This is a genomic window from Pseudomonas sp. NPDC087029 (assembly GCF_044745345.1).
In the GTDB taxonomy this organism is placed as follows: domain Bacteria; phylum Pseudomonadota; class Gammaproteobacteria; order Pseudomonadales; family Pseudomonadaceae; genus Aquipseudomonas; species Aquipseudomonas faucium.
Window position 1 is genome coordinate 665,501 of the sequence record NZ_JBIVAB010000001.1, and the last position, 14,784, is coordinate 680,284.

Here is a 14,784-nt window from a genome sequence, read left to right on the forward strand (position 1 = left end):
TGCGAAGGCACTGCGGTGCCTTCGCCCCTATTGCCTGCCCCTGACGCCATGGCGCCAGGGTCATCGAGGAGCACCACCATGATCGATATGTCTGTCACCCCAGCGGGTGCCAGTGGCCAACCTGTGTTCAGCCCACCCGCGCTGCCCAAGGGCGGAGGTAGCGTTTCGGCAGGCGGCGGCATGCTGTCTGCCGGCAGCGCCGATGGCGCCGCCGGCTGGTCGCTGCCCTTGCCGCTGCCGGCCGGGCGCGAGCTGACGCCGCAGTTGAGCCTGGCCTACCGTTCCACAGCGGGCAACGGCGCGTTCGGTGCCGGTTGGCACTGCTCGCCGCCCAGCATCTGCCGCATCGAGCGCCTGGGTATCCCCCGTTACGCCGACAGTGATCGCTGGCAAGGGCCGGACGGCGAGGAAATCCTGCTCGACAAGGGCGCTGCGCGCCAAGTCGCCAGCTTGCCGTTTTCCGATGTGCCTGCCGCGCACACCGTCACGGCCTGGGTACCGCGCAGCGGCGGCCGCGACCAGCGCCTGGAGCACTGGCGTGCGCAGGCCAGCCCCGGTTCGCCGGGCTTCTGGCTGCACTACCATGCCGATGGCAGCATCACCCTGTTTGGCTGGTCGCCCTCGGCGCGGGTGGCCAAACCCGATGCGCCAGCGCAGGTGGCGTGCTGGTTTGCCGAGGAAACGGTCAGTGCCAGCGGGGAACATGTGGTCTACCGCTACCGCAGCGAAGACCAGGCCGGTTGCGATGAGCATGAACGCGTCATGCATCCGCAGGTGGCCAACACCTACCTGGTTGCCGTGCACGCCATGAATGCCACGGCGCGCCAGGCATTGCTCATCCCCGAGCAGGCCTTTCGCGAAGATGATTTCATGACCCTGATGCAGCTGGACTACGGCGAGCGGGGCGTGGGCCTGCACACCCCGCCCGCGTTTGCCCCACAAGCGCCCTGGGCGCTGCGCCAGGATTGCTTTTCAAACTGGCGCTGGGGTTTCGACAAGCGGGTAAGGCGCCTCTGTCACGAGGTGCTGCTCTGGCACCGCACTGGCCTGATGGCAGGCCAGCAGGACCCACGGCCCGAGCTGGTTTCGCGCTTGCACCTTGAGTACGACACCTCGGGTATCGCCTCGCTGCTGGTGGCAGCGCAGCAGGTTGCCTATGAAGCGGATGGCACCGCGCAGTGGTTGCCACCGGTGGAGTTCGAGCACAGCCGCCCTGGGCGCGCGCAGCCAGGCTGGGACGCATTGCCCGCGCTCGACGGCTTCTGTGCGCCGCATTGGCAATTGGCGGACTTGCATGGCGAGGGCTTGCCCGGCTTGCTGTACCAGGACGCAGGCGCCTGGCTGTATCGGGCGCCGCAGCGCGACAGCGCTGCCGGCAGCGACGGCGTGACCTGGGGGCTGGCGCAGGCATTGCCGGGCGCGCCACCCCAGGGCACGGGCCTGCTGGCCGACCTCGACGCCGACGGCCAGCCGCAATGGCTGGTCAACGTGCCGGGGCTGCGCGGCAGCTTCACCCTGGCGCCGGATGGGCAGTGGCGCGACTTCATTGCGGCCGATGCAATCCCCAGCGAGCTGGCCCATGGCATGGCGCAGCTGGCTGACCTCAGCGGCGACGGGCTGCAGGACCTGGTGATGATCGGCCCGCGCAGCGTGCGCCTGTCGCCCCGGGTACGCGGCAGCGGCTGGCAACCGGCGCAGCACATCCACCCCGGCCCCTCACTGCCCCTGGCCGGGGGCGAACATCGCCTGGTGGCCTTCGCCGACCTCGCGGGCAGCGGCCTGCAGCAGTGGGTCGAAGTCACAGGCGATGGCGTCACCTATTGGCCGATGCTGGGCCATGGCCGCTTTGCAGGCCCGGTGCACATGCCCGGCTTCGCCATCGAACACTTCAACGCCGCCCGCGTGTTGCTGGCAGATACCGACGGCAGCGGCACCACCGACCTGCTGTATGCAGAGCCTGATCGCGTCCGCGTATTCGTCAGCCACAACGGCAACCGCTTCGTCGAAGCCGAGCCCATCGCGGCGCCCGAAGGCGTCGTGCTGGATTCGACCTGCAAGCTGCAGGCGGTCGATCTGCGCGGCCAGGGCACTGCCGAGCTGGTGCTCAGCGTGCCGCACGTTACGCCGCGCAGCTGGGTGCTGCGTTTCAATGACCGACGCCCCTGGTTGCTCGCCGAGGTGTGCAGCAACACCGGCAGCCGCACGTTGTTCGATTACCGAAGCTCCGCGCAGTGCTGGCTGGACGAAAAGCTTGAGCTGCAGCGCCAGGGCCGCAAGGCGGTCAGCCGCTTGCCATTCCCGGTGCACACGGTGTCGCAGGTCACCACTGTGGATGACATCAGCGGCCTGCGCACGGCCAGTGGCATGGACTATCGCTGCGCCGTGTGGGACCCCGTCGAGCGTGAATTTCGCGGCTTCATGCAGTGGGTGCAAACCGACACCCTCAGCGATGCCCAGGGCACGGCTGCCGAGCGCTCGCCACCTGCACAGGTGCGCCACTGGTGCCTCAGTGGGGTAGAGGCGCCAGACAGCATCGCGCTGCAGGGTTTTGCCGGGCAGGGCAGCGCAGAGCTGGCCTTTGCCTTGCGGGGCACGCGCTTCACGCGCCTTGAGGGCGACCGCGAGGTTGCCTTTGAACCCCAGGGCGCCGCCCGTCGTTGGTTGCTTCGCGCCTTGCGCGGCGCCCAGCTGCGCAGTGAAACCTACGGCCTGGACGCCAGTGAACGGGCCGATGTGCCCTACTGCATCGAGCGCCAGCGCTGGCAGGTGCGGGCCTACGAAACGGCCGACCCCGACAGGCCTGCCGCTTTGGTCACGGCGGTGGAGGCGCTGGTATTCACCACCGAACGCATCGCCGCGGACCCGCGCATCACCCAGACCCTGGTGCTGCAGCAGGACAGCCACGGCCATGTCATTGAGCACGCCCACGTGCATTACCCACGGCGCGCCGCTGTCACCCCGTCGCCTTATCCCGCCAGCCTGCCCCAGGGGTTGGAGGCCGATGCCCGCGATCCGCAGCAAAACACCTTGTGGCTTGAGCTGTGGCGCAACCGCGTTCAACACCTGGAAGACGGCCACACGCACCGCTGCGGGCTGCTGCAAGCGTCGCGCAGCGATGTGCTGGCGCTGCCCGCCCTGGCAGCGGCAGAGGATGGGCTGTGCGTGGAGCACCTGCTGGCGCCAGGCAGCCCGCTGGAACGCCTGGCCGATGCCACCTTGACGGGGTATCAGCGCCAGCAGTGGTGCGATGCCCAGGGGCAGCCGACCCCGCTGCCGAACCGCCAGGCCCTGGTGGCCTACCGCGAAGTCGCCGTGCTCGAACAGGCGACCCTGGAGACGCTCCAGGCCAGCTTGTCGGCGCAGGAAGTGGCCCTGTGGCATGCCCAGGGCGGTTATCACCTAGTCGCCTTGGCCGAAGATGGCAAGCGCGTGCAGGCCAGCCGGCACGACCTGGCCCGCTACCTGGATGCGCAACACTTCCATCGCCTGGCCGCGCTGCGTGCCCATGAACAGGCAGGCGAGCTGCGCATCCACTGGAGCCCGCACGCGCTGCAGGTGCGCAAGCTGGTGGATGCCGCCGGGCTGGCAACCCACGTGCAACATGACTGGCGCTTCCTCACCCCGGTGGCCTTGACCGATGCCAACGACAACCTGCACCAGGTCAGCCTGGATGCCTTGGGGCGGGTGACCCAGAGCCGCTTCCAGGGCACCGAGCATGGCCTGCCGACCGGCTATCGCAGCGGCCGGTCATTCACCCTGCCGGACACGGTAGACGCCATCCTCGCCCTCAAGCGCGGTGAGGTCCCGGTCGCCTGGGCGCATCGCGTGGTCGCCGACAGCTGGATGCCGCACGCACGTGATGCGCAGGGGCACAGGTTGCCAGGCCGAATGGGCGAACTGGCGCTGCGCCGCCTGCTCAAGGCCGGCCAGCTGCCCGCCATGGACCTCAGCGATGAGCGCGAGCCGCCGCATGTCATCACCCTGCAGACCGACCGCTACGACGGCGACCCCGAGCAGCAACTGCGCCTGAGCGTGACCCTCAGCGACGGCGCAGGGCGCCTGCTGCAGACCTCGCTGCTGAGTGCGCCAGGCGACGCGCTGGTGCGCAACCCGGCCGGCGGCCTCGAACGCGATGCCAGCGGCGCCGCGCGGGTCCGCACCACGCCACGGCGCTGGGCGGTCAGTGGCAAGTGCGAATACGACAACAAAGGCCAGCCGGTGCGGACCTGGTTGCCGTACTACCTCGATGACTGGCGATACGTGAAGGATGACAGCGCCCGCGAAGGGCTCTACGTCGATACCCACCTGTACGACGCCCTGGGGCGTGTGCAGCGGGTGCTCACGGCGGCCGGCTGGCAGCGGCGTAGCCATTACTACCCCTGGTTCACGGTCGCCGAAGACGAGAACGACACGGCCTGACTGCGACCTCGTCGGCGTGCGCGACCTCGCGCACGCCCTGCGGCCCACTTCACCTGCAGATTCAAGAACAGGAGGCGACTGATGCCTGCTCCTACCGATAATGCGTTACATCGCAACACACCCAGCGTGGCGGTGCTGGACAACCGCGGCCTGGTGGCCCGGACCATCGACTACCACCGTCACCCCGACAGCCTTGCCCTGACCGAGGCGCGCATCACCCGCCAGCAGCATGACGCCAGGGGCTTCATGCGCCACAGCAGCGATCCGCGCCTGCATGCCGCCGGGCGGCTCAACTTCACCTGGCTGACCGACCTTGCCGGCCGCCCGCTGTGCACCCAGAGTGCCGACGCGGGCTTGTCGATCAACCTCGACGACGCGGCCGGCCGGCCGTTGCTGGCGGTGGCCCGCATCGCCCTGGACGAGGCGGGCCGGCACGACCGCAGCGAGGCGGTCACCCGTACCTGGCACTACGAAAGCGCCGACCTGCCCGGGCGCCTGCTGGGCATCAGCGAGCAGGTCAATGGCCTTGCGGCCTGTCGGCTCGAGCGCCTGACCTATGGGGCCAACGGCGAGGCGCAAAAAGCCTACAACCTGGCGGGCCAGCCTTGCCTGCACTACGACACCGCAGGCTTGCTGAGCACGCACGGCTACAGCTTGACCGGCGAGCCGATCGCCACCACGCAGCGCCTGCTGGCGGCAGCGCAAGACCCGCAAGCGAGCCCCGATTGGGGCGGCGAACAACCGGCACACTGGGAGGCCCAGCTGCAGCTGCAAAGCCAGGCCTGCAGCACCACAAGCTGGGTGGATGCGACCGGCGCCTTGCTGACCCAGCGCGACGCCGCCGGGCACCTGCGCCGCCACGCCTACGACGTGGCTGGCCTGCTGCAGCGCAGCTGGTTGACCCTCGCCGGTGGGCGCGAGCAGGTCATCATCGAGGCCCTGCGCTATTCGGCGGCTGGGCAGAAACTGCAGGAAAGCCACGGCAACGGCCTGGTGACCCACTACCAGTACGAGCCTCGCACCCATCGCCTGGCTGCGGTGCGCACGCAGCGCCCGGCGGGGCATGCACGCGGCGCCAAGGTGCTGCAGGACTTGCGCTATGCCTATGACCCGGTCGGCAATGTGCTGAGTGTGCGCGACGCGGCCGAGCCCGTTCGCTACTGGCGCAACCAGCGAGTCGAAGCACACAGCAGCTATGCCTACGACAGCCTGTATCAACTGGTCGGCGCCAGTGGCCGCGAGATGGCCAACGCCGGCCAGCGAGGGCTCAAGCTGCCCGCTCTGGCCACGCTGGATCATGTCACCTACACCCGTTACAGCCGCGCCTATACCTATGATCGCGCCGGCAACCTGACGCGCATGCGCCACAGCTCACCCGCCAGCAACCACAACTACACCACCGAACTGACCGTCAGCGACCGCAGCAACCGGGCCGTACACAGCTCGCTCACGCGTACCGCCTCTGACGTCGAGGCGTTGTTCAATGCCAGTGGCGAGCAGAAGACCTTGATGCCCGGCCAGCAACTGGCCTGGACACCCCGTGGCGAGCTGCACGCGGTAACCCCGGTAAGCCGCGATGCCGAGGCGGACGATTGCGAGAGCTACCGCTACGACATGGGCAACCAGCGCGTGCTCAAGGTCAGCACCCGCAAGACCGCGGCCGGCCTGCGCACGCAGCGGGTGCAGTACCTGCCTGGTTTGGAGCTGCGCAGTACCTTGCAAGGCGACAGGCTGACCCAAGCGTTGCAAGTGCTCGACCTTGGCGGTGAAGGGCATGCCCAGGTGCGGGCGCTGCACTGGGCAACCGGCAAACCGCCCGAACTTGCCAACGCCCAGTTGCGCTACAGCTACACCGACCAGCTGGGCAGCGGTTGCCTGGAGGTCGATGGCAGCGGCGCGGTCATCACCCAGGAGGCGTATTACCCCTACGGCGGCACGGCGGTATGGGCGGCGGCCAGCGAGGTGCAGGGGCGCTACAAGTTCGTGCGCTATTCGGGCAAGGAGCAGGATGCCACCGGGCTCTACTACTACGGGTATCGTTATTACCAGCCTTGGCTGGGGCGCTGGTTGAGCGCGGACCCGGCCGGGACGGTGGATGGCCTGAACCTGTTCGCGATGGTGGGCAACAACCCGGTGACGAGGGTCGACGAGCAGGGTTTGATGCTCAGGAGCGTGGCCAACCTGTTCGGCTTTGGCGGCGCGGCGGCAGCGGCCCAGAGTGAGAGCGAGAGTGAAAGTGAAGCGAGTGCGCCCCCTTCACCTTCTCCGTCATCGAGCCCCAGCGATCCGGGCCCCAGCGCCGGCCCGGCTGCCGATGCAGAACCATCTCCTCCCGGAGCCGGGGCTCAGGTGCATAGCAACGATCTTGCTGAACAGCACCGGCTCAAGCTCGCGAAGCGCAGAAAGGATAAAAAAGAAAAAGCGAAGGCTAAGAAGGAGGCCGATACTTTGGCAGCTGCTGCGGCTGCTGAAAGGGAAAAAAAGAAACTGCAAACAAGAGCGGCGCCAGCTGCGCCCGTGGGGATATTTGGCACGCTCACGCACAACAGAGACATCTATGACAGGCTGCAGCCACGTCTGCCCACTGCCAGCCGAACCAAGGGGGATAGCATTCTAGCCATTGGGCAACGGCCAATCGAAAACACCAGGAAAACAGAAGTGGTGTTCGTGGAGAAAGGTGTCAGCAAGGAGGGCTTCAAGCATATAACCGAGGAGCACCGTGCCGACTTCAAACAGGTGGGCATCGATACCGACAAAAAGATCCTTGATTTGGTGATGTCGGCCGTGGTCAGCGGAACGGTCGTGGGCATCCAGGGTAAAACCGACCGCCAGGTAGGTCGGCCGATTTATGAAGTCACCTTTGACGGCAAGCTGCGTCACGTAGCTGCGCAGCTCAAGGAAGACAACAGTATTTTTGCGGCCAACCCCAAGCGGTACGTCAGCAAACAGGAGCGAGACGCCTTGAAGCCACAACCCTTGAGGCGATTCTGAGTGCCGTAAGCGCTCCAGCAGGTCAGCAAGCACCGGCGCATCCAGGGTGATGCGCCGGTGCTTTGCCCGCTAGCCCAGCGTGCGCTCGATGCCGCCGACCAGCAGACTCTCCATCAACCCCAACCCTTGCGCTTCGGGTAATGCCTTGAGCATCCCCGGCAGCTGGTTGAGCAAGGTCGCCACCACCTGCGCGGTCGCCGCCAAGCCTTCCCCGGGCATTTTCGCCGCAGGTGCGATCAAGCGTAGCAACCCCGCCTCATAGCGCTTGCGCAACGCCGCCAGGCATTCTTGCTGCGCCTCGCTCAAGCAACAGAAATCGCGCTCGGCCAGGCGAAACTGCAAGGGCCGTTCGGCATGCAGCTGCCAGTGCGCCGCAATCAGGCAGGAAAGCGCCGAGCCCCCCCGGGCCATGGCCCGGCGGCCTTGCTCCAGGGTCGCCTGCAGCTCTTCGTACAGCTCCTCGATCAAGTCGAACAGCAGGTCCTGCTTGCTGGGGAAATGGTGATACAGCGAACCGGGGGTCAACCCCACATGCGCCGCCAGCTCGCGCATGCTCACCTGGCCGAAGCCCTTCTCGGCGAACAGCGCCAGGGCCCGGTCTCGTCGCTCTTCAAAGCTGGTGCAGCGCATTGCGGCAGTGACCGGGGCCATGGGGCTCGCTCCTCAGTAGCTGTAGAAGCCGCGGCCGGTCTTGCGCCCCAGCCAGCCGGCCGCGACCATTTCCTTGAGCAGCGGGGCAGGGCGGTACTTGCTGTCGGCAAAGCCCTCGTGGAAGGCCTCCATGATCGCCAGCAAGGTGTCCAGGCCAATCAGGTCGGCCAGGGCCAGCGGGCCGATCGGCTGGTTGCAGCCCAGGCGCATGCCGGTGTCGATGTCCTCGGCGCTGGCCAGGCCTTCCTGGCGCACGAAGATCGCTTCGTTGATCATCGGCACCAGGATGCGGTTGACCACGAAGCCTGGGCGGTTGCCGGCGGTGATCGGCGTCTTGCCCAGTTTCTCGGTCACCACCAGCGCTTGCGCGTAGGTGCTGTCGCTGGTCTGCAGGCCGCGGATGATCTCCACCAGCGCCATCATCGGCACCGGGTTGAAGAAGTGCACGCCGATGAAGCGCTCGGGGTGCTCGATGCAGGCGGCCAGCTGGGTGACCGACAGCGACGAAGTGTTGGTGGCGATCAGGCAGTCGGCGGCCACATGGGCGGCCACCTGCTGGAGGATGCGCTGCTTGAGCTGCAGGTTCTCGGTGGCCGCCTCGATCACCAGCTGCGCCGTGCCCAGCTGGGCATAGTCGGTGCTGGTGCGGATGCGCGCCTTGGCCGCCTCGGCGCGCTCGGCGTCGAGGGTGCCCTTGTTGACCTGGCGTTCGAGGTTCTTGCTCAAGGTGGCCACGCCGCGCTCCAGCGCAGCGTCGGAAACGTCCACCAGCAGCACCTGGTAGCCTGCCACCGCGCACACCTGGGCAATGCCGTTGCCCATGGTGCCGGCGCCGATCACGGCGATCTGTTCAATGCTCATGCTTCAATGCCCTCAAACGCGTTCGAACAGCACGGCGATACCCTGGCCGCCGCCGATGCACATGGTCGCCAGTGCGTAGCGGCCCTGGATGCGCTGCAGCTCATGGATGGCCTTGGTGGCGATGATCGCGCCGGTGGCGCCCACCGGGTGACCGAGGGAGATGCCCGAACCGTTCGGGTTGACCTTCTCCGGGTCGAAGTCCAGCGCGCGGGCCACGGCGCAGGCCTGGGCGGCGAAGGCTTCGTTGGACTCGATCACGTCCAGGTCGCTGATGCTCAGGCCGGCTTTTTCCAGCACCTTGCGCGTGGCCGGGATCGGGCCCAGGCCCATCAGCTCGGGCTCGACGCCAGCGTGGGCATAGCCCACCAGGCGCGCCAGCGGCTTGAGGCCCAGGCGGCGCACGGCGTCACCGCTGGCCAGCACCAGGCCGGCGGCGCCATCGTTGATGCCGCTGGCGTTGCCGGCGGTCACGGTGCCGTCTTTCTTGAACACGGTCTTCATGCCGGCCAGTTGCTCGGCGGTGACGTCGCCCCGCACGTGCTCGTCCACGGCGAACTGCACGGTGCCTTTGCGGGTTTTCAGCTCCACCGGCACGATCTGGCTGTCGAAACGGCCTTCGGCGATGGCGCGGGCGGCGCGGCGCTGGCTGGTCAGGGCCAGCTCATCCTGCATTTCGCGGGTGATGCCGTGCTTGGCCGCGACGTTCTCGGCGGTGATGCCCATGTGGAAGTGTTCGAAGGGGTCCTGCAGCACGCCGACGGTGTAGTCGATGCCTTGCAGGTCGCCCATGCGCGCACCCCAGCGCGCCTGCGGCAGCAGGTACGGGCCACGGCTCATGGACTCGGCACCGGCGGCCACGGCCACCTCGGCATCACCGAGCAGCAGGCACTGGGTGGCCGAGACGATGGCCTGCAGGCCCGAGCCGCACAGGCGGTTGACGTTGAAGGCCGGGGTTTCCTTGGGGATGCCGGCGTTCATCGCGGCCACCCGCGACAGGTAGGCATCGCGCGGTTCGGTCGGGATCACGGTGCCCATGACCATGTGGCCGATCTGCTCGGCGGCCACGCCCGAACGCTCGATGGCAGCGCGGGTGATGGTGGTGGCGAGGTCTGCCAGCGGCAGGTCCTTGAGCGAACCACCAAAACCACCGATGGCGGAACGCACGGCACTGACGACGTAGATTTCTGGGCTGCTCATAGAGGCTCCGTTAGCTTAACGATGGCGGGAGCGGGCCGTGCTCTGCGAGAATGGCCGGCGGTCCCGGATGGGGTCCGAGTCTAGGCAATGGCGTTGTTGCAGCCTATGCCGATTCTGTTCAGTCAACCTGGCACTTTTTGCCACTCAGCATAGACAGCGAATCCGCCCATGCGCGATAGCGATACGGTCGCCGTGTACTTCATGAATGCCATGCTGCACGGCTTGCGCGAGCAGCCCGAGGCGCGCGATGCCCACCTGCACGCGGTGGGCATTGCGCCAAGCCTGCTCGAGCAGCCCCAGGCCCGCGTGCCGGCCAAGGCGTTCGCCCAGTTGTGGCTGGCGCTGATCGAGCAGTTGCAGGATGAGTTCTTCCACCTCGACAGCCATGGCATGCCCCTGGGCAGCTTTGCCCTGATCTGCCGCGGGCTGATCCAGGAGCCGAACCTGGAAAAGGCCCTGCGCCAGTGCATGGGCAATTTCGGCCTGTTCCTGCGTGACCTGCGCGGCAGCCTGACGGTGCGCGGCGGGCGTGCGGTGATCAGCGTGCAATCGCAGATCGCTGACCCGTTGACCCGCGTGTACGCCGAGGAAACCTACCTGGTATTGATGATGGGGCTGCTGTGCTGGCTGGCCGGGCGGCGCATCGCCATCGACCGCACCGAGCTTGCGGTGGCGCGCCCGGCCCAGGACGACGACCTGCTGCTGTGGGGGCCGGATTTGCGCCTGGGCAGCGGGCGTACCGAGGTGGAGTTCGACAGCGCCTACCTGCGCCTGCCGGTGGTGCAGGACCTGGCGGGGCTCAAGAGTTTCCTGCGCAGTGCGCCGAAGGGTTTGGTGATCCGCTTTCGCAACCAGAATGGCTTGGTTGCCGAGGTGTACCGGCACTTGCGTACCCGGCGTTATGGCCAATGGCCGACGCTGGAGGCCTTGGCCAAGCAGCAGGGCATCAGCCCCAGCACCTTTCGCCGGCAGCTGGAGCGCGAAGGGCGTTCGTATCAGCAGATCAAGGACGAAGTGCGCCGGGCCATGGCATTCGAGCGCTTGCGCGAGGGGGTGTTGAGCATTGCCGAGATTGCCGAGCAGACCGGCTTTCAGGAGCCCAGCGCGTTTCACCGGGCGTTCAAGAAGTGGACGGGGCAGAGCCCGGGCAGCTATCGGGCCAGGTTGACGGCTCGGTAGGGGGTTGCCTGCAACGGCCCTATCGCGGCTAAAGCCGCTCCTACAAGTGCAACGCTGTACTTGTAGGAGCGGCTTTAGCCGCGATAGGGCCGGTACAGCCTGAAACTATCAATTAGGCCGGCACCATCGCAAAGCCCACACCGAAGCGGTTCCAGGCATTGATGGTGGCAATCGCCAAGGTCAGGTTGACCACCTCGGTCGGTTCGAAATGCGCTTGCAGCGCCTCGTACTCCGGCTGCGGCGCACCGCGCTCGGGCAGGCGGGTGAGGCATTCGACCCAGGCCAGCGCGGCGCGCTCGCGGGGGGTGAAGTAGTTGGTTTCCTGCCACACGGTCAGGGTCTGCAGGCGCGCTTCGGTCTCGCCGGCCTTGCGTGCGTCATTGGCGTGCATGTTCACGCAGTAGGCGCAGCCGTTGATCTGCGAAGCGCGCAGGCGCACCAGTTCGAGCAGCGAGTTTTCCAGGCCGCTCTTGGCCAGGGCTTGCTCCAGGCCAACCATGGCTTTGTAGGCTTCAGGGGCGTGCTTGGCCCATTCGATACGATTGTGCATGGTGTTCTCCAAGGGGTTCGGGGTGGCTATGGCGCTACCTTAACGCCGCCCGGGCGCTGCCCCGATAGCCAATCGCTGCCTTTGCCAGGAGGCCAATCGCGGCTATTAAGGTGGCCACTGACAGGCATCCAATCTCTTCATTTCAGCCTTGACCGGGCAGGCAGGATAATGCGCGGGTCTTGCTTGAGGAGAACCGATCGATGTGCAAACGACGCTATAGGCAGCACCTGCCGTGCCAGCAGGTGAACGCGCAATGAGGGGGGCACTGAACCTGCTGCTGGTGCTGCTGCTGGCGCTGAACCTGCGGCCGATCCTGACCAGCATCGGCCCGTTGCTCGAACCGATGCGCGCCAGTACCGGCCTGGGCTACCAGCAAGCCGCGTTGCTGACTGCGCTGCCGGTGCTGTGCATGGGCCTGGTGCCGCTGCTGCAGCCTTGGCTGCGGCGCTGGATCAGCGAACACGGCGGCATGCTCGGTGGCCTTGCCGCCATCGCCCTGGCCTGCCTGTGGCGCCTGCAACTGGACAGCGCTTGGGCGCTGCTGGCCAGCGCGGTGCTGGCGGGGCTGGGGGTGGCGGTGGTGCAGGGCATGATGCCGGGCCTGGTCAACCGCTGGTTCCCCAGCCGCCTGGCGGCGGCCATGGGCCTGTATTCGGCGGCGCTGATGAGTGGCGGCGGCCTGGCCGCGGTGCTGGGGCCGCATATCAGCGGGCACTTCGGGCACTGGCAGGCAGGGCTTGGCCTGTGGGCGGTGCCGGCGCTGCTGGCGATACTGGCCTGGGCCGTGCTGCGCCCGCCCCACGTTGCGCCCAAGCTCGCCGGCGCTGGCGGTGGGCATTGGTTCGGCACGCGCCGGGCGTGGCTGCTGGCGGTGTATTTCGGCCTGATCAACGGTGGCTATACCAGCATGGTCGCCTGGCTGCCGGCCTACCACCTGGAGCACGGCGGCACTGCCCAGGGCGGGGGTGACCTGGTTGGCCTGATGACCATTTTCCAGGTGACCGGTGCGCTGGGCCTGCCGTTGCTGCTACGCGGTTTCGCCGACCGTCGTCCGGGTTTGTGGCTGGCGCTGTCGATCCAATTGCTGGGCTTCCTGGGTTTGCTGCTGGCGCCGACCTGGGCCATGGGCGTGTGGGTGGCGATGATCGGCTTCGGCCTGGGCGCGTGTTTCAGCCTGAGCCTGACCTTGACCCTGGAGCACCTGAAGACGCCGGCGGAGGCGGGCAGCCTTGCGGCGTTCGTGCAGGGCGTGGGCTTCATCATCACCGGTACCGTGCCGTACATCACCGGCTGGCTGCGCGATGTGAGCGGCGACTTCCAGGCCTCCTGGACGCTGTTGACCGTCACGGTGCTGGCCATGCTGCTGGTCACCGCCTGCTTCGCCCCGCGCGGCTATGCCGCCGCCATCGCCCGGCCAGGGCAGGGTGGCCAGGCAGCCGCGGTCAGCTGAGGCGCTGCAGGGTATCGCGGACCCGGTCCAGCGCCGGGTCGATGTCCAGCAGTTCGATAGCGCCAAAGCCCAGCAGCAAGCCTGGGCGCACGGGCGCCTGATCGAAGAACGGCGCCAGCGAGTAGAGGCCGACTTCCACCTTGCGTGCGAGGTTGGCCAGCAACTCGACATCCACGCCAGGCTGCGCCAGGGCGCTGAGGTGAAACCCGGCACTGGCCGGTATCGCCTTGAACCAGGGCGCCAGGTCACCGTCCAGGCGGCTGAGGATGCGCTCGCGGCGGGCGCTGTAGATGTCGTGGCAGCGGCGGATGTGCTTGTTCAGGTGGCCTTCGCCGATAAAGCGCGCCAGTGCCCATTGCAGCAGCGTCGGGCTGTGCCAGTCGCTCAGGTGCTTGGCCACGCAGGCCGCTTCGAGCACTTGCGGCGGCAGCACGGCGTAGCCCAGGCGCAGCTCGGCCAGCAGGGTTTTCGAGAAGGTCCCGACGTAGGCCACCAGCCCCTGGCGGTCGAGGCGCTGCAGGGCATCTGCCGCCGGGCCCTGGTAGCGGAACTCGCAGTCGTAGTCGTCTTCGATGATCAGCGCCCCCAGCTCGGCGGCCCGGGCCAGCAGGGCCTGGCGGCGTTCCATGGGCATCGGCATGCCGAGCGGGAACTGGTGCGAGGGGGTCACGTAGATCAGCTGCGTGCCGTCGGCGATCTGCTCCACGCACAGGCCCTGGTCATCGACCGGCACCGATTGCAGCTTTGCCCCCAGCGCGAGGAACAGCTGGCGGGCTGGCGGGTAGCCGGGGTCTTCCATGGCGACCTGGCAGCCGGGTTCGATCAGCACCCGGGCAATGAGGTCCAGGGCCTGCTGGGCGCCGTTGCAGACCAGCACGTCGGCGGCGCTGCAATGCACGCCGCGGGTATAGGCGACGTGGTGGGCGATGGCTTCGCGCAGCTCGGGCAGGCCTTGGGCGGTGAACTGGCGTTCGGGGTGGCGTTGGCTGCGGCGCAGGGCGTAGTTCAGGCAGCTGCGCCATTGATCGAAGGGGAACTGCGACTTGATCGAGGCGCCGCCGATGAAGTCGTAGCGCGAGGGGGCTTGCTGGTTGCGCTTGGCGAGGACGGTGGCGCGTTGCTGCCAGCGGGCCAGGGTCGCGGCGGCGGCGAGGGGGATGGCCTGGGTGTCGCTGGCGCGCACGGGTTGGCGCGGGGCGATGAAGGTGCCGCGGCCGACCACGCCGCTGAGGAGGTTGTCGTAGGTGAGGCGGGAATAGGCTTCGGCGACGGTCTTGCGGGACACGCCCAGTTGCTCGGCCAGCAGGCGGGTAGGCGGCAGCTGGGTGCCGGCGGCCAGGTGGCCACTGTCGATGCCGGCGCGCAGCTGCTGGTAGAGCTGGTCGGCCAGGCCTTTGCGGCCTTCTAGGCGAATGTGCAGTTCCATGTTCGGGTCCGGGCGCGGGAGTGCTGAGGATAACGGATTTTTGTTGGGTTTCGATGCGGG

9 protein-coding genes are annotated in these 14,784 nt (G+C 67.5%); 4 read left to right on the forward strand and 5 right to left on the reverse strand.

All coding sequences use genetic code 11. The features are described from left to right. Positions 1–78 precede the first annotated feature (78 nt). Together ACIPG5_RS03100 and ACIPG5_RS03105 are read left to right on the forward strand one after the other, a co-directional pair. Positions 79–4,419 carry a SpvB/TcaC N-terminal domain-containing protein gene (locus ACIPG5_RS03100; RefSeq protein WP_401373268.1) on the forward strand — a complete coding sequence of 1,447 codons (4,341 nt, stop codon included), beginning with the start codon at positions 79–81 and terminating at the stop codon, positions 4,417–4,419. An 81-nt stretch (positions 4,420–4,500) separates the two neighbouring features. Next, on the forward strand, positions 4,501–7,410 hold the full coding sequence (locus ACIPG5_RS03105) for an RHS repeat-associated core domain-containing protein (protein WP_401373270.1): 2,910 nt from the start codon (positions 4,501–4,503) through the stop codon (positions 7,408–7,410). Positions 7,411–7,479: 69 nt separating this feature from the next. Here ACIPG5_RS03105 and ACIPG5_RS03110 read toward each other — a convergent pair whose 3' ends face one another. The 3 genes from ACIPG5_RS03110 to ACIPG5_RS03120 are packed head-to-tail and all read right to left on the reverse strand — an operon-like array spanning position 7,480 to position 10,119. Then, positions 7,480–8,061 (reverse strand): TetR/AcrR family transcriptional regulator, encoded by a 582-nt coding sequence (locus ACIPG5_RS03110; protein WP_176511941.1) that lies wholly within the window; start codon positions 8,059–8,061, stop codon positions 7,480–7,482. Between the two features lie 12 nt (positions 8,062–8,073). Then, entirely contained in the window at positions 8,074–8,922 is an 849-nt protein-coding gene (locus ACIPG5_RS03115) for a 3-hydroxybutyryl-CoA dehydrogenase (RefSeq protein ID WP_176511942.1), read from the reverse strand. Between the two features lie 12 nt (positions 8,923–8,934). Then, positions 8,935–10,119, reverse strand: a complete 1,185-nt coding sequence (locus ACIPG5_RS03120; protein WP_401373273.1) for an acetyl-CoA C-acyltransferase family protein — start codon at positions 10,117–10,119, stop codon at positions 8,935–8,937. A 168-nt stretch (positions 10,120–10,287) separates the two neighbouring features. On the opposite strand from ACIPG5_RS03120, the gene ACIPG5_RS03125 reads away from it, so the two are divergent. Then, complete coding sequence (locus ACIPG5_RS03125) at positions 10,288–11,298, forward strand: AraC family transcriptional regulator ligand-binding domain-containing protein (protein WP_401373275.1); 1,011 nt, start codon at positions 10,288–10,290, stop codon at positions 11,296–11,298. A 112-nt stretch (positions 11,299–11,410) separates the two neighbouring features. Here ACIPG5_RS03125 and ACIPG5_RS03130 read toward each other — a convergent pair whose 3' ends face one another. Continuing rightward, on the reverse strand, positions 11,411–11,848 hold the full coding sequence (locus tag ACIPG5_RS03130) for a carboxymuconolactone decarboxylase family protein (RefSeq protein ID WP_401373277.1): 438 nt from the start codon (positions 11,846–11,848) through the stop codon (positions 11,411–11,413). A 253-nt stretch (positions 11,849–12,101) separates the two neighbouring features. Here ACIPG5_RS03130 and ACIPG5_RS03135 point away from each other — a divergent pair, with 253 nt between their 5' ends. Next, positions 12,102–13,298, forward strand: a complete 1,197-nt coding sequence (locus ACIPG5_RS03135; protein ID WP_401373279.1) for a CynX/NimT family MFS transporter — start codon at positions 12,102–12,104, stop codon at positions 13,296–13,298. On the opposite strand, the gene ACIPG5_RS03140 is transcribed toward ACIPG5_RS03135, so the two are convergent. Beyond that, a complete protein-coding gene (locus ACIPG5_RS03140) occupies positions 13,291–14,724 on the reverse strand; it encodes a PLP-dependent aminotransferase family protein (protein ID WP_176511947.1) in 1,434 nt (477 codons plus the stop codon). The genes ACIPG5_RS03135 and ACIPG5_RS03140 overlap by 8 nt on opposite strands. Positions 14,725–14,784: the final 60 nt, after the last annotated feature.